At 57.7% G+C, this 23548-nt stretch carries 21 protein-coding genes, 2 tRNA genes and 1 pseudogene; 10 read left to right on the plus strand and 14 right to left on the minus strand.

What is annotated here, in order from left to right:
• Positions 1 to 24 precede the first annotated feature (24 nt).
• The 6 genes from rlmH to obgE all read right to left on the minus strand — a co-directional run bounded on the left by rlmH (position 25) and on the right by obgE (position 5349).
• Positions 25 to 507 carry a 23S rRNA (pseudouridine(1915)-N(3))-methyltransferase RlmH gene (rlmH, locus tag AC1D3C_RS23285; protein ID WP_038591469.1) on the minus strand — a complete coding sequence of 161 codons (483 nt, stop codon included), beginning with the start codon at positions 505 to 507 and terminating at the stop codon, positions 25 to 27.
• A gap of 108 nt (positions 508 to 615) precedes the next feature.
• Positions 616 to 1047 (minus strand): ribosome silencing factor, encoded by a 432-nt coding sequence (gene rsfS / locus AC1D3C_RS23290; protein WP_037086221.1) that lies wholly within the window; start codon positions 1045 to 1047, stop codon positions 616 to 618.
• Between the two features lie 150 nt (positions 1048 to 1197).
• Complete coding sequence (locus AC1D3C_RS23295) at positions 1198 to 1794, minus strand: nicotinate-nucleotide adenylyltransferase (RefSeq protein WP_247033273.1); 597 nt, start codon at positions 1792 to 1794, stop codon at positions 1198 to 1200.
• A gap of 42 nt (positions 1795 to 1836) precedes the next feature.
• Positions 1837 to 3120, minus strand: coding sequence for a glutamate-5-semialdehyde dehydrogenase (locus AC1D3C_RS23300; RefSeq protein ID WP_477484520.1), 1284 nt, complete (start codon positions 3118 to 3120; stop codon positions 1837 to 1839).
• Entirely contained in the window at positions 3113 to 4291 is a 1179-nt protein-coding gene (gene proB / locus AC1D3C_RS23305) for a glutamate 5-kinase (RefSeq protein ID WP_477484521.1), read from the minus strand. The genes AC1D3C_RS23300 and proB overlap by 8 nt, the downstream gene beginning before the upstream one ends.
• Positions 4288 to 5349, minus strand: coding sequence for a GTPase ObgE (gene obgE / locus AC1D3C_RS23310; RefSeq protein WP_477484522.1), 1062 nt, complete (start codon positions 5347 to 5349; stop codon positions 4288 to 4290). The genes proB and obgE overlap by 4 nt, the downstream gene beginning before the upstream one ends.
• A 114-nt stretch (positions 5350 to 5463) precedes the next feature.
• On the opposite strand from obgE, the gene AC1D3C_RS23315 reads away from it, so the two are divergent.
• Positions 5464 to 6327, plus strand: a complete 864-nt coding sequence (locus AC1D3C_RS23315; protein ID WP_477484523.1) for an endonuclease/exonuclease/phosphatase family protein — start codon at positions 5464 to 5466, stop codon at positions 6325 to 6327.
• A 45-nt stretch (positions 6328 to 6372) separates the two neighbouring features.
• On the opposite strand, the gene AC1D3C_RS23320 is transcribed toward AC1D3C_RS23315, so the two are convergent.
• The 4 genes from AC1D3C_RS23320 to rplU all read right to left on the minus strand — a co-directional run bounded on the left by AC1D3C_RS23320 (position 6373) and on the right by rplU (position 8334).
• Entirely contained in the window at positions 6373 to 6960 is a 588-nt protein-coding gene (locus AC1D3C_RS23320; RefSeq protein ID WP_477484524.1) for a GNAT family N-acetyltransferase, read from the minus strand.
• Complete coding sequence (locus AC1D3C_RS23325) at positions 6957 to 7592, minus strand: GNAT family N-acetyltransferase (protein WP_038547209.1); 636 nt, start codon at positions 7590 to 7592, stop codon at positions 6957 to 6959. Before AC1D3C_RS23325 ends, AC1D3C_RS23320 begins: the two co-directional genes overlap by 4 nt.
• A 128-nt stretch (positions 7593 to 7720) precedes the next feature.
• On the minus strand, positions 7721 to 7990 hold the full coding sequence (rpmA, locus tag AC1D3C_RS23330) for a 50S ribosomal protein L27 (RefSeq protein WP_007757411.1): 270 nt from the start codon (positions 7988 to 7990) through the stop codon (positions 7721 to 7723).
• A gap of 32 nt (positions 7991 to 8022) precedes the next feature.
• The gene (rplU, locus tag AC1D3C_RS23335; RefSeq protein WP_007757413.1) at positions 8023 to 8334 is read right to left on the minus strand and encodes a 50S ribosomal protein L21; all 312 of its coding nucleotides are present in this window, start codon (positions 8332 to 8334) and stop codon (positions 8023 to 8025) included.
• A 320-nt stretch (positions 8335 to 8654) separates the two neighbouring features.
• Here rplU and AC1D3C_RS23340 point away from each other — a divergent pair.
• A tRNA-Ser gene (locus AC1D3C_RS23340) sits at positions 8655 to 8744 on the plus strand.
• Between the two features lie 119 nt (positions 8745 to 8863).
• On the opposite strand, the gene rtcR is transcribed toward AC1D3C_RS23340, so the two are convergent.
• The gene (rtcR, locus tag AC1D3C_RS23345; RefSeq protein WP_477484525.1) at positions 8864 to 10471 is read right to left on the minus strand and encodes an RNA repair transcriptional activator RtcR; all 1608 of its coding nucleotides are present in this window, start codon (positions 10469 to 10471) and stop codon (positions 8864 to 8866) included.
• Positions 10472 to 10679: 208 nt separating this feature from the next.
• Here rtcR and AC1D3C_RS23350 point away from each other — a divergent pair, with 208 nt between their 5' ends.
• Complete coding sequence (locus AC1D3C_RS23350) at positions 10680 to 12236, plus strand: RNA-binding protein (protein ID WP_477484586.1); 1557 nt, start codon at positions 10680 to 10682, stop codon at positions 12234 to 12236.
• 797 nt (positions 12237 to 13033) lie between these two features.
• Positions 13034 to 14452, plus strand: coding sequence for an RtcB family protein (locus tag AC1D3C_RS23355; protein ID WP_477484526.1), 1419 nt, complete (start codon positions 13034 to 13036; stop codon positions 14450 to 14452).
• Between the two features lie 52 nt (positions 14453 to 14504).
• Here AC1D3C_RS23355 and AC1D3C_RS23360 read toward each other — a convergent pair whose 3' ends face one another.
• Positions 14505 to 15428 (minus strand): cobaltochelatase CobT-related protein, encoded by a 924-nt coding sequence (locus AC1D3C_RS23360; protein ID WP_477484527.1) that lies wholly within the window; start codon positions 15426 to 15428, stop codon positions 14505 to 14507.
• 100 nt (positions 15429 to 15528) lie between these two features.
• Here AC1D3C_RS23360 and AC1D3C_RS23365 point away from each other — a divergent pair.
• The 3 genes and pseudogenes from AC1D3C_RS23365 to AC1D3C_RS23375 form a co-directional block, all read left to right on the plus strand.
• A tRNA-OTHER gene (locus AC1D3C_RS23365) sits at positions 15529 to 15645 on the plus strand.
• Positions 15646 to 15965: 320 nt separating this feature from the next.
• Complete coding sequence (locus AC1D3C_RS23370; RefSeq protein WP_477484528.1) at positions 15966 to 16526, plus strand: hypothetical protein; 561 nt, start codon at positions 15966 to 15968, stop codon at positions 16524 to 16526.
• A 61-nt stretch (positions 16527 to 16587) separates the two neighbouring features.
• Positions 16588 to 16714: pseudogene (locus AC1D3C_RS23375) on the plus strand (site-specific integrase); the annotation flags it as partial.
• Positions 16715 to 16743: 29 nt separating this feature from the next.
• Here AC1D3C_RS23375 and AC1D3C_RS23380 read toward each other — a convergent pair.
• The gene (locus AC1D3C_RS23380) at positions 16744 to 17565 is read right to left on the minus strand and encodes an SHOCT domain-containing protein (protein ID WP_477484529.1); all 822 of its coding nucleotides are present in this window, start codon (positions 17563 to 17565) and stop codon (positions 16744 to 16746) included.
• A gap of 275 nt (positions 17566 to 17840) precedes the next feature.
• On the opposite strand from AC1D3C_RS23380, the gene AC1D3C_RS23385 reads away from it, so the two are divergent.
• Both AC1D3C_RS23385 and AC1D3C_RS23390 read left to right on the plus strand, forming a co-directional pair.
• Positions 17841 to 18695, plus strand: a complete 855-nt coding sequence (locus AC1D3C_RS23385) for an FRG domain-containing protein (protein ID WP_477484530.1) — start codon at positions 17841 to 17843, stop codon at positions 18693 to 18695.
• A 90-nt stretch (positions 18696 to 18785) separates the two neighbouring features.
• Positions 18786 to 19580, plus strand: a complete 795-nt coding sequence (locus AC1D3C_RS23390; RefSeq protein WP_477484531.1) for a DUF3800 domain-containing protein — start codon at positions 18786 to 18788, stop codon at positions 19578 to 19580.
• Positions 19581 to 20181: 601 nt separating this feature from the next.
• On the opposite strand, the gene AC1D3C_RS23395 is transcribed toward AC1D3C_RS23390, so the two are convergent.
• Complete coding sequence (locus AC1D3C_RS23395; protein ID WP_477484532.1) at positions 20182 to 21438, minus strand: PAN domain-containing protein; 1257 nt, start codon at positions 21436 to 21438, stop codon at positions 20182 to 20184.
• A 180-nt stretch (positions 21439 to 21618) separates the two neighbouring features.
• Between AC1D3C_RS23395 and AC1D3C_RS23400 the strand changes: the two genes are divergently transcribed.
• Positions 21619 to 22611: a tyrosine-type recombinase/integrase gene (locus tag AC1D3C_RS23400; RefSeq protein WP_477484533.1), complete on the plus strand. Its 993-nt coding sequence runs from the start codon at positions 21619 to 21621 to the stop codon at positions 22609 to 22611.
• The last annotated feature ends 937 nt before the right edge of the window (positions 22612 to 23548 follow it).

A 23548-nucleotide genomic window follows, 5' to 3' on the forward strand; every position in this document is an offset into this window, starting at 1 on the left:
TCGTGTTTGAAGGTAAACGATCGCTTAAGCTCTGTGATAGGGATGGCCCGAAAGAATAGTGACCGCGCGGTAAAGCTGTTCGGCAATCAGAATGCGCACCAGCTGATGCGGCCAAGTCATCGAGCCGAGGTTGAGCACCATGTCGGCCCGGTCGCGGAGTTGCGGATCCAGCCCGTCGGCCCCGCCGATCGCCAGCATCAGGTCGCGTTTGCCGCCGTCGCGATATCGGCCGATCACACCGGCGAAAGCCTCACTGTCGAGCGCCTTGCCTCGTTCATCGAGAAGAATGAGAACCGCGCCTTCGGGAAGCGCCTTTTCGAGCGCACCGGCTTCCTCGCGCTTGCGGGTATCGGCATTCGCCGCCCGGCTTTCCTGGATCTCGATCAGTTTCGACAATTCAAGACCCACCGCCGGGCCAGTCTTGGCGAAGCGGTCGAGATATCGGGACGCAAGCTCCTTCTCCGGTCCGGTCTTCAGCCGTCCCACGGCGAAAAGGCTTATTCGCATGTCCTGATCCGTTGATTTTGCGACCGAAAATTTCACCCTGCGGCGAGTTGGCACCCAGCCGCGTGATTTCGACCTCAGTCCGACCGGTTCAGAACATGCCCGAACCCGTCAGTGCAGCAGCGTGCCTTCCTCGATATCCGGCGTCGCCCACATCTTTTCGATGTTGTAGAACGCGCGGATTTCAGGCCGGAACACGTGGACGATGATGTCACCGGTGTCAATGAGCACCCAGTCGCCGGTCTCCTGCCCTTCGACGCGGGCGTTGCCAAGCCCCTCGTCCTTCAGGTCGGAAATCAGGTGATCGCTGATGGCCATGACATGCCGGTTCGATCGTCCGGAGACAACGACCATGTAGTCCCCGAGCGCTGATTTTCCAGCAATGTTGATGGTGACGATGTCTTCAGCTTTGGAGTCCTCGAGACTTGCGAGGACCAGTTCGAGAGCACGGGCGGCGGCATCGGCGCCACGTTCCAGGCTCTGCGGGAGAACGGAGGCCGTTCTGCCCTTGGCGTGTACTGTTGTCAGGGTTTGTCCTTTCATCCGGGTAACAGCAACAGGCACTTGAAGCGAATCCGATTCACGCTCGGCCGCTGTGTTTAAGGTGGCATCGAATTCTTAATCTTTCAAGAGAGCGCCCGAAAAGGTGATAGAAAGATATAGACCCCTTTGGTCGCAACGGCTTGGCCGATGTCAGTCCGATTTCCGATCGTTTGCGGCGCGGATCGCCGTGGAGCTCAGTGCCGAACGCGGGCCGTGGATGAAGGTCCAGGCCGGTGCGCGCCTCTTCCAGAGCGTACCCGCGTCATCCTCGTCCACCCGGGCATAATCGAAGGTGCGGGCCATTTTCGATGACAGGAACGACAATGTCGCCCCGGGACGGTCGATGACGGCAATCGGGAAGGTCGAGGCGATCGACTGCCACTTCTGCCACAAGTGAAAGGTCTTCAGGCTGTCGGCGCCCATCACCCAGACGAAGTGCACGAGCGGGTTCTTGGCCTTCACGAAGGAAAGCGTATCGGCGGTATAGGAGCCGCCGAGCGTCTTTTCGAAGGCTGTGATCTTGATGCGGGGGTCGTCGATCAGCTTTTCGCTCATCGCCAGCCGGTCGTCGAGCGAAGCAAGTTCGGAGCGGCTTTTCAGCGGGTTGCCGGGGGTCACCATCCACCAGAGCTGGTCGAGGCCGAGCCGGCGAAGCGCGATCTCGGCGACCAGGAGGTGGCCCTCATGCGGCGGATTGAACGAACCGCCGAACAGGCCGACGGCCATGCCCCGTTCGGCATGCGGCATGACCAGATATCGGCGATCGATCGTCTCTTCCGTCACGCGCGGTCAGGGCCGGATCTGGCCGGTGCCGTGCACCCGGTATTTGAACGAGGTCAGCTGCTCGACGCCGACGGGGCCGCGCGCATGCATCTTGCCGGTCGAAATACCGATCTCGCCGCCCATGCCGAATTCTCCGCCATCGGCGAACTGGGTGGAGGCATTGTGCAGCAGGATCGCTGAGTCGAGTTCGTTGAAGAAACGGGAGACGACCCCAGGATCCTCGGCGATCACCGCCTCCGTATGGTTCGAGGAATAAGTGTTGATGTGGCGGATGGCGCCGGAAATGCCGTCGACGATCGCAACCGAGATGACCGCGTCGAGATATTCGGTGCGCCAGTCCTTTTCCGTCGCAGGCTTGAAGCCCGGAAAGACCTTGAGAACGGTGGCCGAGCCGCGGATTTCGCAGCCGGCTTCCGTCAGCGCTTCGAGGATCGGCATCAGATGCGTGCCGATCCCGGCACTGTCGATCAGCAGCGTCTCGGCCGCGCCGCAGACGCCGGTGCGTCGCATCTTGGCGTTGACGACGATCTTTTTCGCCATCTCCAAGTCCGCGGAGGCATCCACATAGATATGGCAGAGGCCTTCGAGATGGGCGAAGACCGGCACACGCGCCTCGTTCTGCACACGTGCGACAAGGCTCTTGCCGCCGCGCGGCACGATCACGTCGATCGCGCCGTTCAGCCCCGACAGCATGGCGCCGACGGCGGCTCGGTCGGTAGTCGGCACGATCTGGATCGCGTGTTCCGGAAGGCCGGCTGCCTCCAACCCGGCGACGAGACAATCGTGGATCGCCTCCGACGACTGGGCCGAATCGGATCCGCCCCGCAGGATCACGGCATTGCCGGCCTTGAGGCAGAGCGCGCCGGCATCGGCGGTGACGTTCGGGCGGCTTTCATAGATCACGCCGATGACGCCGAGCGGCGTGCGGACACGCTCGATATGGAGGCCGTTCGGGCGGTCCCAGGCAGCGATGACTTCGCCAACCGGATCTTTGAACTCGGCGATCTCGCGCAGCGCCTGCGCCATGCCGGCAATCGATTTTTCGGTGAGCGTCAGCCGGTCGATGAAGGACGGCAGCAGGTCTTTGCCCTCGACGCCTTTCAGGTCGGCGGCATTGGCGGCAAGGATCCTGTCCTTGGCGGCAAGGATCGCGTCCGCCATGGCGTGGAGCGCCTTGTTCTTCGCGTCGGTCGAAGCCGTTGCAAGCTGGCGTGCCGCAGCCCTTGCATTGCGACCGATCTGGTCCATCACAACGGCGATGTCGCCGGTCTTCGCAACCATATCAAGCATGGGCGGCATCCTCCTTGCGATCTTCTTTTTTGTCTTTACGTTTCGCCGGCCCGGTCATCACCAGGTCGTCGCGATGGACCATGGCGGCGCGGCCGGCATAACCGAGGATCGCCTCGATCTCGCCGGACTTGCGGCCGGTGATCTGGCGGGCCTCTTCTGCGTCATAGCTCACAAGGCCTCGGGCGATCTCCCGACCGTCGACGCCAATGATCGCGACTGTATCGCCGCGATGGAACTGGCCGTCGATGCGGCGCACGCCGGCCGGCAGAAGGCTCTTGCCGGTGCCGAGCGCGGTTTCGGCGCCCTCGTCGACGAAGAGTTCGCCGGCCGGCTGAAGCTGGCCCGCGATCCAGGTTTTTCGCGCCGTGACCGGCGTGCCGGAGGGCGCGAACCAGGAGGAGCGGGCACCCTGTTCAATGGCGCGCAGCGGATGCTCCGTCTTGCCGGATGCGATGATCATGGCGCAGCCGGCGCCGGTGGCGATCTTGCCGGCGTCGATCTTGGTGCGCATGCCGCCGCGCGACAGTTCGGACGCAGCGCCGCCGGCCATGGCTTCGATCTCCGGCGTGATTGCGGGCACGAATTCCAGGAATTTCGCGTCGGGATCGAGATGCGGCGGAGCAGTGTAAAGGCCGTCGATATCGGACAGCAGCACCAGTAGGTCGGCGCTGGTCATGGTAGCGACGCGGGCGGCGAGGCGATCGTTGTCGCCATAGCGGATTTCGGTCGTGGCGACCGTATCATTCTCATTGATGATCGGCACGGCGCCGATCTTCAGAAGCTGATTGATTGTGGCACGGGCGTTGAGGTAACGGCGGCGCTCTTCCGTGTCACCCAACGTCAGCAGGATCTGGCCTGCCACGATGCCATCGCGCGACAGGCTTTCCGACCAGGCGCGGGCAAGCGCGATCTGACCGACCGCTGCCGCCGCCTGGCTCTCTTCGAGCTTCAGCGCGCCCGAGGGCAGGTCGAGTACGGTGCGGCCCATGGCGATGGCGCCCGAAGAGACGACCAGAACGTCGATACCCTTCGCCTTCAATGCGGCGATATCGGCGCAGATGGCGTCGAGCCATTGCGATTTCAGGCCCGTCTTGCGGTCGACGAGCAGCGCCGAGCCGATCTTGATGACGATGCGGCGATGACTGGCGAGCGGTTTACGGGTAGCCGTCATGCATCCTCATCCTCATCGAAATCCTGGATGGGGGTCGAGCGATCGGGCAGTGCGGTGTCGTTGACGCCGCTCGCCTCGACGATGACGTCGCGCAGCGCGCGCAGCACCTCGGTCATGCCCTTGCCGGTGACGGCGGAGATCAGGAACGGTGTCTGGCCGCAGGCCTTTTCCAGCTCCTTCGCCTTCTTCTTCAGTTCCTTGTCGTCGAGCACGTCGATCTGCGACAGCGCCACGATGACCGGCTTGTCGATCAGGTCACCGCCATACGCCTCGAGTTCGTGTTTGACGGTCTTGTAGGCCTTGCCGACCTTTTCCTCGACGGAGGAGACCAGATGCAGGAGCACGCGGGTGCGTTCGACATGGCCGAGGAACCGGTCGCCGATGCCGACACCCTCATGGGCGCCTTCGATCAGGCCCGGGATATCGGCCAGAATGAATTCCCGGGCGTCGATGGTGGCAACACCAAGATTGGGATGCAGCGTCGTGAACGGGTAGTTGGCGATCTTGGGACGGGCGCGGGTGACGCTGGCAAGGAAGGTCGACTTGCCGGCATTCGGCATTCCGACGAGGCCGGCATCGGCGATCAGCTTCAGCCGCAGCCAGATGGTTTTTTCCTCGCCCTCGAGACCGGGATTGGCCCAGTTCGGCGCCTGGTTGGTCGCGCTCTTGAAATGGGTGTTGCCGAAGCCGCCATTGCCGCCTTTGGCGAGCCGGAACCTCTGGCCTTCGCGGGTCAGGTCGATAATCAGCGTCTCGTTGTCTTCCTCGAAGATCTGGGTGCCGACCGGCACTTTCAACGTCACCTCGCCGCCATTGGCGCCGGTGCGGTTGCGGCCCATGCCGTGGGTGCCGGTCTGGCCCTTGAAATGCTGCTGGAAGCGGAAATCGATCAGGGTGTTGAGGCCGTTGACGGCCTCCACCCAGACATCGCCGCCGCGCCCGCCATCACCGCCATCAGGTCCGCCGAACTCGACGAACTTTTCCCGCCGGAACGAGACCGCGCCCGCGCCGCCGTCGCCGGAGCGGATATAGACTTTTGCCTCGTCGAGAAATTTCATCTTGTCGCCGTCAGTCTTGTGTTAGTCGGGATGCCTGTCGCTTCAGGTCGGGCGCTCAGTGCATGTCGATAGGGGTTTCGATATCGTCGGTTGGGGCGGAGGTCAAAGAATATCATGAAGTTCGTCAGCTATAACATTCAATACGGGATCGGCATGGATGGCGTGTTCGATCCCGAACGCATCGCCGCGAGTATCGAGGGAGCGGATGTCATCGCGCTTCAGGAAGTGACCCGCGGTTTCCCCAGGAATGGCCATGTCGATCTCGTCGCCCGTTTCTCGGATCTGTTTCCGGACCATTTCCATGTCTATGGCGCACCTTGCGACCTGCTGCTCGACGTCTCGGTCGAGAACGGCCGCCGCATCGAGCGCCGTTTTCAGTTCGGCAACATGATCCTGTCGCGCTGGCCGATCCTTTCCACCCGTCATCTCCTGCTGCCCCGCAGCCGCACCGTGGAGATGCTCAACCTGCAGCGCGGAGCGCTGGAAGCGGTGATCGTCGCACCCAGCGGACCGCTCCGGGTTTATTCCGTCCACCTCGATCATGTCTCTCCCGATGAACGGCTCGGCCAGATCCGTTATCTCAAGGAGCGGGTGCTGAACTTCGTCTCCGAGGGCGGTTCGCTCACCGGCGCCGCCGAAGAAGGTTTCCCCGATCTGCCGCTGCCGGAGGATTTCCTGCTGATGGGGGATTTCAACATGGAGCCGGAATCGACCGAATATATCGCCATGGCCGGTCAGCGGGACCGTTATTACGGCCGCATCCTGCGCGTCAACGAACCCGTCGACGTGCTGGACCGCTCCGGATCGTTGACGCCGGAGAGCTATACCTGGGCGAAGCCACCGGGCGACGGGCCGATGAAGATGCATCTCGATCATTGTTTCGTGAATGCCGGGCTGGCGCCGCGGCTGAAAAACGCCTGGGTCGATAACGAGGCGCCTGGTTCAGACCACTTTCCGCTCTGGGTCGAGGTCGAGTGAATGATCCGGCGGAGTTTCCTCCGCCGGGCCTTTGTTATGGGAGCGTCACGGTCGGGCCGGCCGCCGGAAATCCTCAGGCAGCAGCATGGTCTCGATATGCGGCGCCATCCTGTTGCGGGACAGACTGAAGAGCTGGCTCGCATCGACGATGGTGAAACCGAGCTTCTTCTGGACGTTCAGCGAAGCAAGGTTGTCCGCAAAGGCGCCGGAAAACACCTGCGCCTCCGGCATACGCCGAAAGAAACGCTCCAGCGTCCCGGCCGCCGCTTCCGTCATGTAACCCCGGTCCCAGTAAAGCCGGTTCAGCCAGTAGCCGAGATGCCACCGGCCCCGCCTCAATTCCAGGCTGACGACGCCGATATGGGCGTCGTCGCCGGTGGTGATCGCCAGCGTCCAGTCCGGCAGGATCCCGGATGCATTCGGAACGAGCCAATCCAGCGCGTCCTGACGGTCATAGGGCTGCGGCACCCGCGCCAGCATGCGGGCCACCTTGAAATCGCCGAGCGATTCGGCAATCGCCGTCGCATCGGTGATCTTGTGCGGGCGAAGAACCAGCCTTTCGGTGGTGATGACCGGGCAGGGACCGGGCATCGTGACAGTCGAACTCGTCTTCTGGAGGACGGCGGCGTTCATCGCAGTTCTCCCCAGCTTCTCAAGGACATCCAGGTCTTGCGGTCGAGCCGGAACCACTCGACAGCGACCATGCCGCCGAGCGCCAGGCAATCGATCATGCCGGTGCCCTGGAACTGGAAACCGCATTTCTGGATCACCCGCCGGGAGGCGATGTTGGTCACCCGGCAGCGGGCATCGATATGGTCGATGTTGTTGCGGGTGCGGAAGGCCATGTCGATCAGGGCATGGGCGGCTTCCGTGGCATAACCCCTGTTCCAATAGGGTTCTCCCAGCCAATAGCCGAGTTCGAGCGTTCTCTCGTCCTGTTGCGGTTCGAGCGCGCAGCAACCGAGAAAGGCGCCGTTGTCTCCTCGCGTGATGGCGTAGACGCATTTGCCAATCTCGCCGGCCTTCGTGCGTCGCACGAAATCGGCTGCGTCTTTAGCCGTATAGGGATGCGGCATACGCGACACCATGGTCGCGATATTCGCATTGTTGGCGAGATGGGCAAGTGCGTCGATGTCTTCTTCGTGGGGCGTGCGCAGAACTAACCTCTGCGACAGTAAGACGGGGCAATCGCTTCTCGGCCGGTCGGGTCTTAACCGTTCCTCTGGCGGCCGGGATTGGCTCGCCCTCAGTAGTTCGCCTTGCATGTTCAGTCCTCCTGTTGGGGAAAAGAAAAAGGGAAGATGGTGGTGTCCCATCTTCCCTTTTTCTGACTGAACCTTTGGGCGTTCAGCCGGGTCGATGTGACACCGGCTGCTTAAAACGCTTACCGGCTTTATTCTGCTGCTTCGGCTTTCGGCATTACGGACACGAACACGCGACCATTGGCCTTGGTTCGGTAATTCACGTTGCCGGCGGTAAGCGCAAAAATGGTGTGGTCCTTACCGAGGCCGACGTTCTGGCCCGGATGCCACTGCGTACCGCGCTGGCGCACGATAATGTTGCCCGGAATGACGGCTTCGCCGCCGAACTTCTTCACGCCAAGGCGCTTGGAATTCGAATCGCGACCGTTGCGCGACGAACCGCCAGCTTTTTTATGTGCCATTGGAGTTCTCCTTTACCCTTCGAAACCCGTTGTTAAGCCAAGATGTCCGTGATGCGGACGACCGTGTGATGCTGGCGATGGCCGCGAATCCGCTTGGAATTCTGACGGCGACGCTTCTTGAAGGAAAGAACCTTCTTGCCGCGATTATGCTCGACCACTTCGGCCTTGACCGTCGCACCCGCAACAAAGGGAGCGCCGAACTTGGCATCGGCGCCAACGCCGACAACCAGGATTTCGTTGAATTCTACGACAGAACCAGCTTCGGCTTCCAGCTTTTCGATGGTGAGCACGTCGTTGGCTGCCACGCGGTACTGTTTACCGCCGGTCTTGATGACTGCGAACATTGTTTATCCTTTCATGTTCGTTCCGGCTCTGCCTTCATAAAAGGCGGCCGTCTTTTTATCAGTCGGGCTCTAGCGGGTTTCGAAAGAGACGATCTTTTGAACTTGCCCGCCGGTGGAATTCGTGTGGCTGTTCCAACAACCGCCACACAAACAAAGAGGCATGGATACTTTTCCACGCCTGATCGCGAGCGGACATACGCGAGCGACAAAAAACTGTCAAGACGAAAGGATATAAAGACTTGATATTCGCCCCTTGCCAGCCCCATGTTTGCCCGCTATGAGAACGCCCGCGCTGACCAACGCGTCATCACGTCTTAAGCGGAGAGGTGGCTGAGTGGTCGAAAGCACCGCACTCGAAATGCGGCGTGCCTGCAAGGGCACCGTGGGTTCGAATCCCACCCTCTCCGCCACTATGAACCTTCGGCCCTAAGGCTTTCCCACGTATTTTACGAAATCAAGGCTAGCTTACATGGCAAATGGGCCGGCTATTTTTCGCCTGGGCCACAGCCAAGGCACAGCGGACGTAGGTTTAGCGTGTCGCCCTTACGTCTTCAAATTTAAGATCGAATCGAGCCAGATATTTGATTAGACGGTCGGCATCGTTGCTGCTCTTCTTTTCAAGTCGCGATTGTGCGAACAGCGCGCGGCCGGCAGAACTTGAGGTCGCATGTTCCTTGCAGGTGCGGATGACGGCGGAGAGCTGGGCGGCGTCGAAACGGTCCAGGCGCGCGGCCACTTCGACGCCCAACAGTTCTTCGAGTAGTTTATCGGCTGCGTGGTTGTCAGATGATGAGCGCCAAAAGTTGTTCAATCTTCGGACTTCATCGTCGACAACGTCTGTTGTAATGCGTCCATGGGGAGCCAACGTCGCCATGCGAGTGATAGAGGCCGACAGGTCGCGGAAATTTGCACTCCATATGCCTTGCGGGCCGGTTGCAAAGGCAAGGTAGCGGTCGCGAGCTTCCTTGTTGAACGTGATGTTTTCGCCCTCGCGTTCCAGAAAGCGCCTGAGCTCGAAGTCGAGATTGGGTTCTATGTCCTCCTTGCGTTCCCGCAGGGCCGGAAGCTGGAAAGTCCAGAGATTGAGCCGGGCATAGAGATCTTCGCGGAACCTGCCTTTGCGGACATCTTCGCCAAGGTCACGATTGGTCCCGGCAAGCAGCTGAAAGTCCGCCGATGTCTCCCGGTCGGCGCCCACGGGCAGAAATCTCTTTTCCTCGATCGCGCGCAAGCACATGGCCTGTTCGTCAGGGCCGAGTTCGCCAATCTCGTCGAGGAACAGCACGCCCTTGTCGGCGGATTTGAGCAAGCCGGCACGCTCGCCTGCAGCGCCGGTGAACGCGCCCTTCACATGGCCGAACAGTGTGGACATGGCCTGGTCGCCGCGCAAGGTCGCGCAATTGACTTCGATGAAAGGGCCGCTGAGCTTGCGTTGGCTCTTCTTGAGTTCGTAGATCCTGCGGGCGAGCTGGGACTTGCCGGCCCCGGTCGGGCCGGTCAGGAGAACGGGAGCCGTTGAGCGGATCACCACTCTCTCGATCTCGCCGATCATCCGGTTGAACGCTGCATTGCGGGTCGAAATGCCTGATTTCAAAAAGGATGCCGCATCTTCACGCTCCGAGGCGAAACGCCTAGCGATTTCGTCGTAGCGGGAGAGGTCAAGGTCGATAATCCTGTGCGTGCCGGCAAAGTCCTGGTCCGGCTCGCGGTCACGCGGCGGCGAAAGCTGCAGCAATTGGCCCGGAATGATGCGGGCCTCGGTCAGCAGGAACCAGCAGATCTGCGCGACGTGCGTGCCGGTAGTGATGTTAACGAGATAATCCTCGGTATCGGGATCGAACGAATAATTGCGGGCGAAGTCGCGCAGATGCGTATAGACCTCGGAAAAATCCCACGGATCCCGGAAATTGATCACATTGCTGCGCACCTCCGTCGCGGGTGACACGGTTGCGATATCGACGGTGATTCGGCTGGCCAGTGCGCTCGCGTGATTATCGTGGATGAGTTCCAGGCGGTCGATGAACAGCCCGGTTTGCTGGCACAGTCCGACATTGGGCCGCCAGCGGCTCCATCGATTTTCCCATTTCCCCGCATCGAGGGTGGTTCCCAAGATGCTGATGGCAACGCGCCGCTTCATGGATTATCCAATTTTATAAGTTCCGATATTTTTAGATACGATATTGGAGGAGATGAAGTTTGGCAAATTACGGATGTCTTTTGATGAGAAGAAATTTTCGGCTTGATAACAGATAGATAGACGATTTTTCGCTCACATCGGGCCGATTTCCTCAAACTGGCACGCGTCTTGATTAGTATTTGGCATGAACCAACCAAGAGGTGCCGTCATGGTCAACAAGGCGATCTTCAAAACCTACCTCGGAAAATTGCTTCCGGGCGCGGACACAAAAAACCACGAAGCTACGCCGGCCTATCAGCTGACGCCGCGCGAGGCGCTGGCGCAGTATGCCGTGACCGGCACGTTCAACGGGACCTTCTATGCGGATGGTGCCGATCAGCTGGAGGCGGTTAAGGCGCTGGCACTTCAGGTCGAGCCGGAGTTTCTGGCCAAGGTGGCGGTCCATGCCGCCGAGAAGGCTCACATGAAGGACACGCCGGTGATGTTGCTGGCCATGCTTTCCGGCCTTCAGAGCGACGCCTTTGCCCGTGCGTTTCCGCGCGTGATCAAGAGTGGCAAGATGCTGCGCGGCTTCGTCCAGGTGATACGTTCGGGTGCAACAGGACGCAAGTCGCTGGGCACGCGGCCGAAGAAGCTGGTGCAGGCATGGCTGGAACGGGCAAGCACGGAGCAGATCCTGCGCGCGATGGTCGGCAACGATCCTTCGCTCGCCGACGTGATCCGCATGGTGCACCCGAAGCCGACCTCGGAAGAACGAAAGGCGCTGTATGCATGGGCGATCGGCAAGCCGCACGACTATGCGGCACTGCCGGAACTCGTCAAGGCGCTGGAGGCCTTCCGGCGTGACCAGACGAGTCTGGTGCCGACGGTGCCATTCCAGATGCTGACCTCGCTGCCGCTGACGCGGGAGCATTGGGTCGAGATCGCCCAAAAGGGCGGTTGGCAGATGGTGCGGCAGAACCTCAACACCTTCGCACGCAATGGCGTATTCGAGGTCGAGGGGTTTGCCGAGGCGCTAGCGGCGCGGCTGGCAGATCCGGACGAGGTCCGCAAGGCCAGGGTCTTCCCCTATCAGCTGATGATGGCGTGGAAGATGGTCGATGGCCAGGTTCCCGATGTGGTGCGCGATGCGCTGCAGGACGCGATGGATGTTGCGATTGCTAATGTGCCTTCGCTGGATGGCAATGTGGTGCTCTGCCCCGACGTTTCCGGCTCCATGGGGTCGTCCGTGACCGGTAACCGCAGGGGCGCGACATCAGCGGTCCGTTGCATCGATGTTGCCGGTCTGATGACCGCGGCGTTCCTGCAGCGCAACCCGAGGGCGCGGGTGCTGCCGTTCGAGAATGACGTGGTGAACGTCAAGCTCAACCGGCGGGATTCGGTAATGACCAATGCCGCCACGCTGGCGGCAGTGGGTGGCGGTGGAACAAACTGCTCAGCGCCGCTGCGGAAGCTCGCAAACGAGAAGGCCAAGATTGATCTCGTCGTGTTCATCTCGGACAACCAGTCCTGGGTGGATGCGGGCAAAAGTGGTCAGCCGACGGCTGTGATGACGGAATGGGCACGAATCAAGCAGATCAATCCGGCTGCAAAGCTGGTCTGCCTCGATATCCAGCCCTACGCCACCACGCAGGCGCCGACACGGGACGAAGTGCTCAACATCGGCGGCTTCTCGGACGCCGTCTATGAGGTGATCACAGCGTTTGCCGCCAACACCAATGGAGCGGACGGCTGGGTAAAAACCATCGAGGCGGTCGAGTTCTGACGCCAGAAGCAATACCCCGCGCTGCCATAAACGGCGCGGGGCCGTGACGAATGCCGGATGAAACTACAGGCTGTTAACCTCCAGGTCGCGGGTTCAAATCCCGTCGGGTTCTCCATTTTGTGGACCCGTAGCTCAGTGGATAGAGCAGGGCGTTTCTCCAAACCTCGTCGTCACGGCGAATGGAATGACATGGCGAATGCAAAGGAAACTACATAGCCGCGGCGGGTTCAAATCCCGCAAGGCAATTGCCTCCACGTAGCGGGTTTCCTTCGGAAACGGATGTTTCTTTGATCTCTCGTCGCCATGGCTTGAGTTGCAGCGGCGAATGCCGGGCGGAACTACAGCCTCCACACCTGGATGGTCTGGCAAGGTTCGACTCCTTCCCTTGGCGGCGCTCTCTGGCACGAGCGGGACCATCCGGTTTCGTCCACCCTCGTCGCCGCTGCAGATGAATACCCGGTGAATGCCGGCAGGACTACAGGTAGAGCGCCCCGTCATATCAAGTGGGGAGGTCGGATGTTCAAATCGTCCCGGGTTCAACTCTGAATCCGTAGCTCAGGCAATACTGTCTTGCCACCTTCGTCATCGGGACTGGAATAATGGAATACCTCGGCGAATGCCGGTGGGACTACAGGAAAGAGCACCCCGACGGATTCCGGCGGGGAGGTCGGATGTTCAAGCCATCCCATATTTCAAGTGGAATGTGTAGCTCAGTTAACTGTCTCGCCTTACCTCGTCGCCGGGGACTGATGAAATACCTGACGAAACAAAGAAGGACTGCAATCGCAGAAAAGAAGATGATCGAGATATTGAGCGGACAGGATTTGATCGATGCTGGGATGAGCCAGGGCAAGTGGTTTCGCCCGGCACTCGACGCGGCCAACAAGAGATTGAGCGAGGGCAGTTGCGTTGCCGAAGCGCTGGAAGCGGCAAGAGCGTTCCAGCCGGGGCCGACGCTTCCCTTGCGCGTGGACAACGATATCGAGATCTATTCCAACATCCGCGCCGAAAACGCTTTCGAGCAAGACAATATCGAGAAGGTCAATGCGACCATGCGGGCTTTGGTGCGCACGCCGGTGGTTCGTTCCGCCGCGATCATGCCAGATGCCTGCCCCGCGGGTCCGATCGGGACGATCCCGGTCGGCGGGGTGGTGGCGTCCGAAGCGATCCATCCCGGCATGCATTCGGCCGATATCTGCTGCTCGATGGCGATCTCGATCTTTCCGGGTGTCGATCCGAAATCGCTTCTCGATGCGGTGCATTCGGTAACGTATTTCGGTCCCGGCGGGCGTCCCCGCGGCGCTCAGATCAAGCCTTCGGAGGAGACGCTTTTGGCGTTTCACCAGAATCCTTACCTTCGGGAAGGTCCGCTGAATGTAGCAGTCGACCATTTTGCAACGCAAGGCGATGGTAATCATTTCGCTTATGTAGGCACGATGAAATCATCCGGCGAGACGGCGCTTGTTACCCATCACGGATCGCGGGGACCAGGCGCGCGGCTCTATGAGCGGGGTATGAAAGTCGCCAACAAGTTCCGAGAGCTCCTCTCACCGGAAACGCACCGCGAGAATGCCTGGATTCCGGCGGAGACCGAGGAGGGCGAGTCCTACTGGTCTGCGCTTCAAACGATCCGCCAGTGGACAAAGGAGAACCATTATGTCCTGCACGACATGACTGCTGAAAAGCTATCCGCCAAGGTAGCCGATCGCTTCTGGAACGAGCACAACTTCGTCTTCCGGAAGTCGGACGGGCTGTTCTACCACGGCAAGGGCGCGACACCCGCCTTCGACAACTGGGCGCCGGATGCGACCGATCTTACCATTATTCCGCTCAACATGGCGGAACCGGTGTTGATCGTTCGTGGCTCGAACGCCGCGCATGGCCTCGGCTTTTCGCCGCATGGAGCCGGCCGTAATTTTTCGCGTAGCGCGCATATGAGGCAGCTAGCAGCGGAATACGGAGCGGATTCGCGTGGCCTTAGCCCGAACAACATCGCTGAGGTCCTCGCAAAGGAAACAAGCGGTCTCGATGCGCGCTTTTTCTCAGGGTTTGCCGACGTGTCGGAATTACCGAGCGCCTATAAGAGCGCTGCAAACGTGCGAGACCAGATCGAGCATTACGGTCTTGCCGAAGTTGTCGACGAAGTAATCCCGTTCGGCAGCATCATGGCTGGCGATTGGCAAAGAGACGCGCCCTGGCGCAAAAAGCGTCGCTGATCAAAAGGAGAGGGCGGTATTTGCCGCCCTCTCGCGCTTTGTCTATTTGACGTCAATTCAGCGCGAGCTTTTTCCCAATTGCTTCTGCCAGCATGTCGATCATTTCGGGACCAAGGTCTGCAGGCATGTCTAGGCGCCGGCTCGTCTTATAAAAATCCGCCGCCTGATGACCGAGGTTGATGGCCATAACCGAAAGGCGTTCATCCGATTCAAGGCCTGATATTACCTGTTGGAGATGTCGGGTCAGAAAGTCGGCGCCGTTTGCTGCGAACGTCGAGTCATCCATGGGAACCCCGTCGGTCAAGACAAGCAGGAACTTATGGCGCTCCGGTGCGTGAAGCAGGCGGTCGCTTGCCCATTGAAGAGCTTCACCATCGATGTTCTCCTTGAGTAGATCCGGGCGAAGCATGTTCTTCAAACGATTTCCGAGGGAGGAAACGCGCATATCATCGGCCGGGCGATAAATGATATGCAGCAGATCACAGAGACGACCGGGGCGCCGTGGCGATCCGAAGGCCTGCCAGCGCTTGCGGGAATTTCCGCCTTTCCAGCTGGCGGTCGTATACCCGAGAACCTCTACCTTGCATCCGAGATTTCGAAGAAAATCCTGAGCAGTGTCTACTGCGGCGGCGGCCATCAGAATCGACTGTCCTCGCATCGATCCGGAGTGATCGACAAGAAGCGAGACAATGATGTCTTCTCGTTCCCACCTTGGGATTTGCGTCGCTAGGTGTGACCCCATACGTATCCCGGCCAGTGTCCATTCGGTCCGCAGCGATGTCAAAGAGAGCTCGTAGGTCTGCCAGGCGTGGTCGAGAATTGCGGCATCTTCCCGTGCAAGGGGGCCAAGCACGCGATCAAGGTCTTCGCTCCTTACTATCTGATCGAAATCGACTGTGAATGCATGATAGTCGTTCTTGTTGATCAATACCGGATCGGTCGCTCGGCGAGTAAAGATCTTCTTGAAAAAACTCATTTTCAGATCCGATGTATCGGCAAACACTACCAAGCCAGTCTGGCAATCCCGGATGACCGACATAAAACAAAGATTTATAGCTTTAGCACCAATCGCTCAAGGAGGGTGTGAAGTCGTCAAGACAGTGGGCAGGTCGCGCTTTGCACAGCCGTCGGCCGGTGTGTAATGCGGCATACGGGCAACCGTATCGTGGGTTCGAATCCCACCCTCTCCGCCAGTTTGGACCTTGAGGTGCAAGGGTTTTCAGATATCCGCTGATATTTTCCCCATGTTTGAATGCGTCCAGGGCGCGTCCAGAGCCACACCTTAGGCACTGCTGAGCAGTTCAGTCTGCTCCGTCAACCTTCCAACATCGACATCATCGATGAGTGAACGTCCGTTCAGACCCGGTGATGGGTAAGGCTGCGGATTGTCGAATGGTCGCCAATTTTTAACGAATTGCAATTAATGCGCGTATTTTGCGATAAGGCGCACCAATGTCGGCGGTCCTGCTAGCTATCTCATACGTCGTCAATATCTAAATGAGAGATTTCACAAATGCCTGGCACGAATGAATTTCCGTCGCAACAAGCGACATCTATTCCTACATTGACGCTTTATCACTGCGGGGTAAACACGACCCCGCCTTTCTGGCCGTTAACCCATTTTGGAACCCTAGCGGCTGCAAAAGATATTCTGATTCGTCGAATTAAGAAGCATCCGTTGGAAGTAGTGACCATCTTCGAAGTTTGCGTGAGAGAGCCATCGAGTCCCTTTAGGCTGCCCGACTTCGGCTCACCGAATATGTTGATGCTTCTTCTGAAGCTGACAGCGAACCAAAACGACGAGAGCCGAGAGTTCAACGCTTTGAAGCCTGTGCTGCTGTCATTCTATGAGGATGGCAATGGCCGAACCGAGCAGGGAAAATCCACAAAGGAAATTCTGGCTGCGAGGGGCTTCATTCGAGATCTTATGCTGCGCAAGGGTTATGGTGCTATCGTTTATGAGAACGATCAGGAGGACCCCGGCAGCCTTTCCTATGTCATCGCCTCAAACGAAGAGATACTTGCCTGCAGAGAATTTAGTCGGTCAGAAATTGAGAGGCTGCTCCTCGAATGAGCGCCTTTGCACCCCTCCCGGGGCATCCTACGCATGATCTTCAATAACTATTGGAGATCACATGGCGACCATCCGGAAACTCAGAGGACGCTGGCAGGCTCAGGTGCGCCGGCGTGGAATGAAGCACCGGGCGAAGAGCTTTGCCATTAAGGTGTGCAGAGATGCGGGCACGCCACCTCGATGCTCAGGCGATGCAAATTGCACCTGAAGATTGATTCTATAGCCGTGGGAGTAGCTCCGTCTTCTTTGCTACAAATTCGTCGTCGGATAGGATACCCTTTGAGTGCAAGCCAGCCAGTCGCTCAATCTTGCTAATGATATCGTCATGATCCGCGCTCGCCGAAGCAACAACGATATCGTTCGGCGTTGGCATAAGCTCCGAATCGAGAAACTCATCCCGGCGTGAGGACGCTCCCTGCCCTTTTGGACGAGGAGCCTCGTTTCCATCACCTGACACGATCTCCAAGTCCGACAAGCGGACCAGACCGTGTTGAGAAGTGAACGCCTGCGATTGGTTGCTGCTCTGCTGCTGAGAGAACCCTCCAGTGTTATGATTTTTTGTATCGTAGACGGTAATCTGTCCGTTCACATCAATAGCTAGGCGCCGGGTGGTCGGAAAAAATGCATAGCGAAGATTGTTCTGAGAGCCTGTAGATGAAGGCTGGCCCAGATGTTGTGGCCACGAGCTGCTGTAAGTGCTCGACTGTAAAGAAAGGCTAGATCCGTCGCTCTGGCTCTGAGATTGAAACGGTTGATCCGTTCGCGGCGCCGAGAGCTGGCCGGACCTTATGTAGCCAGCAATATCTGAGCAGAGGGCATCAATGCGCTGCTTCAGTCCATTGTTGAACATGTCACCGATCATGATCATGCCACCACTTGACCATTGCCCCATGCCGCCAAGCTCGACATGGTTGAACTGAGCTTGGTTGGTGCCTCCAGCAAGCAAGGCCATAGCAAGGTGCTCAACGGCGCTAGTGCTGAACCCATGTCGCTGTGCCAGGTTTTCGATGGTCTCCCGTTGTAGGGAATCTGTGATCACAGTCTGCTCTCCATTCAGCGATCTCCATCTATCGCAATACCCTTGCTGCGAAGCCAGGATCTTGACTGGCTTAAAGCTCATCGTTGCAATTTAGGCTTATGATCTTCGCCGGAGAGAACGTCTGTAGCTTCTTCAGACCGGACACCATGCCCTTGCCAAGCATCGGCGTGCCGATAGCGCCCCTCAGCCAGCACTCCTTCTTGGCTTGATGTAGGTGAGGCAATCTTAATCAAGTTGCGCTACCCCGTTCGTCACATCGGGGGATTGTGTTGCAAATGGTTGACTTCGGGAAACTCTTCATCCGTGACGCGTTTTTCACTCCAGCAGCAGGTGAGCCGGGCATACTAAGGGTCTGCGATCCACATGCTCTCATTCAAGCTGCGGGCTATCTGAAGTATGGGTGCGCCAAAGAAGGCGAATTTGTTTTCTTTCGAGGACAGTCTAAGCACTACAAAACGATGCCTCCGTCCATCATGCGTCAGGGAAAGACGGCAGCATCGCAGAATAAGCGGCTCAGGAGTTTGAACAAAGCAATAGACGATGTGATTGCTGGGAATAATCTATTGCAGAGCTTGCCAAAACAGGTAGTTGAACCGCTTCTTCAGCATTACGGGTTTAAAACTACATGGATTGATCTCGTTGACAACATCTGGGTAGCGTTGTGGTTCGCCTGTCATCACGCACGATCTGTCGGTAAATTCGGGCAATATATGCATTTCGAAAGAAGGCAGGTCCCGCGAGAAGACAATTCGGAATTCGCATACGTTTACATGGTCGCTGCGGATTCTAGACCGGGATCACTGGCCGGAACGTGGACTGGGCCGAAAACGGAACTGGTTGATTTACGAGTTTGTTGCCCATCCTTATATGTGAGGCCCCATGCTCAACACGGAGTTCTTTTCAGAGCTAGGGGGGAAGTTGGCGGTCGGCCATCGGAATATAGTTCACAAGTCCGGGGTATAATCGAAATTGAGCTGGGCCAGGCCTTGCGATGGCTAGGCGAAGGAGAGATGCTGGGGGTCCGTTCGCTTTTTCCCCCTCCATACTACGATCAGGGTTATCAATGGCTGTTAGAGTCGGGATATCCGGGGCACGAAGTAATTGGTTCCATCGCGCATGTCGGCTCCTAAATCCAAGCGGGCGTCGGTCGCCAGCCGTTTGTGATCCCACTGAAAAGCGAGCGAGCTATGACGCGTCCGTTTCTACAAAGTAAAATTTGAATGCCCAGCCTTACCCTCTATCTTGACGAATCTGGCGCCAGGCATCCCGATCGTGCCTCTGGTCTACCGGCCCGAAGTGACTGGTTTGCGATGGGCGGAGTCCTGATAAGGCAGGAAGATAAAGCGCAAGCCAAAGACCGAAGGGATGCGCTAGCGGAAAAGTGGGCTATAACTTCCCCGTTCCATATTACCGATATGATTAATGAACGGGGTAAATTCTGCTGGCTCGGACGCCGCACCCAATTGGAACGAGATGCTTTCTGGTCCGAATATCGCGAGTTCTTAGCAAGCGTGCCCGTAGTCGGGATTGGTTGCGTCATTGATCGCGCAGGTTATGCCGCGCGCGGATACGCCAAGAAACATGAAGACAGATGGCTGCTTTGCCGCAGTGCATTTGACATCGTAGTCGAGCGAGCTGCGAAGTATGCAGTTTCGCAAGGACGAAAATTGAATGTTGTTTTCGAAGCTGATGCGGCTATGAATTCTATCGTGGAGGGCTACTTTAGAAATCTACGCGAGAACGGTCTAGAATTCGACAAAGGTAACTCCGGAAAGTATCAGCCCTTTTCCCAAGCTGATTTTTACGCAACACTTACAAGTATAGAAAATAGGCCGAAGGAAAACAAAATCCTGCAAATCGCGGATAGCTATATATATGCAATAGCGAGGCGGGCTTACGATAAGAAGTTTGACGTATATAGAAGGCTGCTCGATGCCAACCGTATTATCGATTGCTTACTTGAAAAAGTAGATATCCCTGCTTTGGGCGTTAAATACTATTGCTTTGATAAATGACACAAAAAAACCGAGGTAAACCTCGGTTCTTGCGGCCCCCATACGGTGAACCTAACAGGCTATGCCTGGATCGAGATATATAATGGCGCATATTAAAGGCAAGTGAATTTTGCGACTCGCAAAGCTGAAAAATTAGGATTCAAAACTGATATGAGAAAATCCTTGACGCAAGGATTCGTTTGAATCATGCTGTCCTTGGTGACGCCCGTCGTCTCGTCATCGCCTTCTCTGGGTCGCCACAACCGTTAGTGAGAAGGATAGGACCGGCAGTGTTCGCAAACGAACTCTACACGGCCAAAGCGGACACGAACGTAAGAACGAACGTGCACACCCTTAGGCAACATACAAACTACCATTGTTTTACCTCTGGAGTTAGCTCGGTGAAAGCCGAGCGCTCTGGAGTGCCCTATGCGCTCCGTTTCGCTAGGCGACTCGGGCGGGCGGCAATGGTGCGACGACGGGCGTCGACGGAAATATCACTAGATTCTAGAGTCGTGTCAATGGCTTGCGGTCTGTCGCCCTGAGTTACGCTACCAGTTGTTAATAACACTGGTCGCATCAGGATAAGGATCTAGCAAGATGAGGGGGCTTCTTCTGATCTTCATTGGTTTAAACTGATAATCTTCGCAGGAGAAAACGTCTCCAGCTTCTTTAGCCCCGATACCATGCCCTTGCCCACCAATGGCGTGCCGATCGCACCCTTCAGCCAGCATTCCTTTTTAGGCTTTATATAGGTGAACGCGACGCATCGCTTGTCGTCGATACAAGCCAGGCGGCAGTCGAGAGGTGTTTTCGCCTGGTCGGGTCGACGTGAAAGATCGCCGCCGGGTAGGTCAATGTCCTCGTAGAGAGCGGTCGTCGGATCGATCGTCCCGAGCGTTACGGCAGACGGGTCAGCCTCCGCGCCGCTTAGGAAGCGGCCGGAAAATGCAACGCTATTTCCGTCCGCTCTACCAGCGCTCGACTTCAAGAAGCAGTTCGGCCCACGCTTGATCTTCGGGTTCGAGTTAAATGTGAAGGCCTTGCATTGGCCGTTCATCGCCAGGCAGCTTTTTGCGCATTCACTTGCCTCCTCTACTCTGATTGACGAAATGTCGGCGCCGAATAGATCCAAGCCGGCGTAGATCGCGATCCGGTTCGGCCTGCGGGTGAACTCCTCGAGGGGAGTTAACTTGGCCTGCGGTGCCGCCGAGGCAATCTCAGTTCCGGTGGGCGCCGCGCGTGCTGGCGACTTGGGATCGACACCAGACACGGTTACCGGCACATCAATGACAGTTGGCGACGGCGATAGCCCTCCGCCAGCACGGTTGAGTTTATATCGTTCAACCTCGTCCTGGCTGAAGACGTGCATGTCGTTCGGAGGCGTCTTGAACATGATCTGCATCACGTCCATCGGTGTCCCGAAGCGATTCAGGACTTCGATGATGTCGGAGATTGCGAGCTGCGCGCCTACCAGATCCGGCGAATCTGAAGAGAACTGGTGAACGCCGAGGGCTCCATCGACTTTCCGTTCATCACCGGCAAGGAAGACGAAGGAACACGCTGAGAAGCATTTGCTGCCGTTGGGGATGTAGGTAGCCAGCTTTCGCTGGTGGATGTCGTCGGCGATAAGCAAGCCCATTTGCACATTGCCGCCTGGGCTGTTGAGCGTGACGAGCTTGGCATTCGGTGCTGCTTGAAGCGATCGGCGGAAGGCAAGGCCAGAGTTAACGTCGATCTCGCCATTGAGTGTGATGACATCCGGCTTGGTGTCGTCGATCGTAAAGGGCCCAAACGTCTTAGTTCCGGCTGCCGCGCCGGTGGACGATAAAAGCGATAGCACAATGCCAGCGCATGCAGCTTGAAGTGGAAGACGCATAAAACAAACCCTTACCCGAAGCCATCAAACTACATCGGCATTTCGGGTGCAAGGGCTCCCGGCGGCCCATTTATGCTGATCTTGGTTGGAGTTAATCTTTGTCGCCAAGGTGCCGGAATTACCCTTGGCGCCCTCAACGGGGCATCCTACGCATCATCTCGATCACAAACGGAGATTGAGATGGCAACGATCAGAAAACTCAGAGGACGCTGGCAAGCACAGGTTCGTCGTCGTGGTATGAAACCTCGCGCGAAAAGCTTCGATAGCAAGGCTGAGGCGGAAAAATGGGCGCGAGACCTGGAAACGCAGGTGGACCGCTTCGGCGCTGCACCTGATACGAAGATCCTTGAGACCACGACGCTAGGTGCTCTTCTTGAGCGCTACCAGCGCGAGATCACACCAACAAAGCGTGGAGCAGTTCAGGAGGATCAGCGGATCGACGTTCTTCGTCGCCATGATCTCTCGCATCGGACGTTGATAGGTCTCAGCCAGCAAGACGTTGCAACGTTCCGGGACGAGCGTCTTCAGCGCGTAGCTCCATCTACTGCGGTGCGAGAAATGGCGATTTTGAGCCACGTTCTTGAAGTGGCGATCCGCGATTGGGGAATGCCGCTCGCGAAGAACGTCGTGAAACTGGTGCGCCGTCCGGTGATACGGAACGAGCGCAGCCGTCGGCTTACCGGTGATGAGGAACAGCGCCTGCTCGATGGCTGTGATGCTGGTAAGATCCCTTTCCTTCGAACACTGGTGATCGTCGCGATCGAGACCGGGATGCGCCGTGGGGAGATCCTCGGATTGGACTGGACAGATGTCTCGCACAATCGCCGGGTGGTCACTCTGACGATGACCAAGAACGGATCGGGTCGAGAGGTGCCGCTTTCTCAACGAGCATTCGACGCGTTGATGTCCTGGAAGGACCAAGCTGACGTAGATGCATCTACCGTTTTCCCGATGAGCCCTGGAGCTTTGGAGCAGACCTGGCGTCGCCTTCTGGTTCGCGCTGGCATCAAGAACCTCCGCTTTCATGACCTTCGCCACGAGGGCGTCAGCCGCTTGTTCGAGCGTGGCCTTAACATGATCGAGGTTAGCAGCATCTCCGGACACAAGGAGCTACGGATGCTGAAGCGATACACGCACCTATCCGCCGAGGACCTCGTAACTCGCCTCGCCTGATATCCTGATTTGCATTGCCCGACCTTTACATTCGTCACCTGGAGAGGACGACAATGTAAAGGTCGAAGCACTAGAACCTTGAAAAACGCATATCTATAGTTGTGTGTCGAGGTTGACGTGCAAGCCGAAAATACGTCAAAAGCACACCTGACCTTGACGCTATGTTTACATTATCTTGACGGATGAGGTGGTTTTTGGCGATTTAGCTGCCATGTAAAGGTGCGGAAGCTCTCCTGGGTTGCAATCGACAGTTTGCCTACGTGCCTGAGAACCGCCTTAGCGAATATCAAGATTGAATGACCGACAATGCGATTGAGCATCCGCCTCGCTTGCTCGGAACGCCTTGGTTCCCAGCGCTGAAAAATATATCCGCGCCAATCCGCAAATCACACCGGTAGACTGATCTACCAATCATAGCCTAGTGCGCGAGCATGAGGATATCAGACCTCATATCAAGCTCGCGGTTCAATATTTCCATAGAGTCCCCTATCGCTGGACGTCAAAAGAAAGCGCGCCTTCTTTCTGTTCGTATCGATTTGGTGCCGGATATCCTCCTCTGCCTCGGTTCCCATTAGCCGTCGCCCTGTCCGACCGATACGACCCCAGGTCGAAGTCCTAGAAAAAATCAATCGTCTTGATGGGGATGCTCTCCGTGCTGGCGATGATCCGGTCGCTCTAACCTCCTCAGCCAAGATCGACACAGGAGCTCACTGGCACGCGCCAAAGGTAATCGCGCTAATCCCAGTCATTCCAAGCAACGGATCGTGCCACGGCGAATCCTCGAGTCAATGAAGCGCTGCCGCACTGAAGGTCGAGAATGTTGATCGCGAGTCTGACACACTCTCGCGAGCCGGACCACTTACCGTTGCTGGGAGCCGTAGGCGACCAGCCGGAGCGTTTTATTATCTTGGCTGATGTCTTCCATACCAGTTCGTAT

Source organism: Neorhizobium sp. P1_A6 (genome assembly GCF_056406795.1).

What these genes read in the sequence shown, in the direction of transcription:
- rpmA (WP_007757411.1), bottom strand. Translation starts at nt 7,990, where the DNA reads ATGGCACATAAAAAAGCTGGCGGTTCGTCGCGCAACGGTCGCGATTCG.
- AC1D3C_RS23360 (WP_477484527.1), bottom strand. Translation starts at nt 15,428, where the DNA reads ATGAGTTTTTTCAAGAAGATCTTTACTCGCCGAGCGACCGATCCGGTA.
- AC1D3C_RS23370 (WP_477484528.1), top strand. Translation starts at nt 15,966, where the DNA reads ATGCCTGGCACGAATGAATTTCCGTCGCAACAAGCGACATCTATTCCT.
- rlmH (WP_038591469.1), bottom strand. Translation starts at nt 507, where the DNA reads ATGCGAATAAGCCTTTTCGCCGTGGGACGGCTGAAGACCGGACCGGAG.
- AC1D3C_RS23390 (WP_477484531.1), top strand. Translation starts at nt 18,786, where the DNA reads ATGCCCAGCCTTACCCTCTATCTTGACGAATCTGGCGCCAGGCATCCC.
- AC1D3C_RS23325 (WP_038547209.1), bottom strand. Translation starts at nt 7,592, where the DNA reads ATGCAAGGCGAACTACTGAGGGCGAGCCAATCCCGGCCGCCAGAGGAA.
- rplU (WP_007757413.1), bottom strand. Translation starts at nt 8,334, where the DNA reads ATGTTCGCAGTCATCAAGACCGGCGGTAAACAGTACCGCGTGGCAGCC.
- rsfS (WP_037086221.1), bottom strand. Translation starts at nt 1,047, where the DNA reads ATGAAAGGACAAACCCTGACAACAGTACACGCCAAGGGCAGAACGGCC.
- AC1D3C_RS23295 (WP_247033273.1), bottom strand. Translation starts at nt 1,794, where the DNA reads ATGCCGCATGCCGAACGGGGCATGGCCGTCGGCCTGTTCGGCGGTTCG.
- obgE (WP_477484522.1), bottom strand. Translation starts at nt 5,349, where the DNA reads ATGAAATTTCTCGACGAGGCAAAAGTCTATATCCGCTCCGGCGACGGC.
- AC1D3C_RS23300 (WP_477484520.1), bottom strand. Translation starts at nt 3,120, where the DNA reads ATGCTTGATATGGTTGCGAAGACCGGCGACATCGCCGTTGTGATGGAC.
- AC1D3C_RS23315 (WP_477484523.1), top strand. Translation starts at nt 5,464, where the DNA reads ATGAAGTTCGTCAGCTATAACATTCAATACGGGATCGGCATGGATGGC.
- AC1D3C_RS23400 (WP_477484533.1), top strand. Translation starts at nt 21,619, where the DNA reads ATGGCAACGATCAGAAAACTCAGAGGACGCTGGCAAGCACAGGTTCGT.
- AC1D3C_RS23350 (WP_477484586.1), top strand. Translation starts at nt 10,680, where the DNA reads ATGGTCAACAAGGCGATCTTCAAAACCTACCTCGGAAAATTGCTTCCG.
- AC1D3C_RS23355 (WP_477484526.1), top strand. Translation starts at nt 13,034, where the DNA reads ATGATCGAGATATTGAGCGGACAGGATTTGATCGATGCTGGGATGAGC.
- rtcR (WP_477484525.1), bottom strand. Translation starts at nt 10,471, where the DNA reads ATGAAGCGGCGCGTTGCCATCAGCATCTTGGGAACCACCCTCGATGCG.
- AC1D3C_RS23385 (WP_477484530.1), top strand. Translation starts at nt 17,841, where the DNA reads ATGGTTGACTTCGGGAAACTCTTCATCCGTGACGCGTTTTTCACTCCA.
- AC1D3C_RS23395 (WP_477484532.1), bottom strand. Translation starts at nt 21,438, where the DNA reads ATGCGTCTTCCACTTCAAGCTGCATGCGCTGGCATTGTGCTATCGCTT.
- AC1D3C_RS23320 (WP_477484524.1), bottom strand. Translation starts at nt 6,960, where the DNA reads ATGAACGCCGCCGTCCTCCAGAAGACGAGTTCGACTGTCACGATGCCC.
- proB (WP_477484521.1), bottom strand. Translation starts at nt 4,291, where the DNA reads ATGACGGCTACCCGTAAACCGCTCGCCAGTCATCGCCGCATCGTCATC.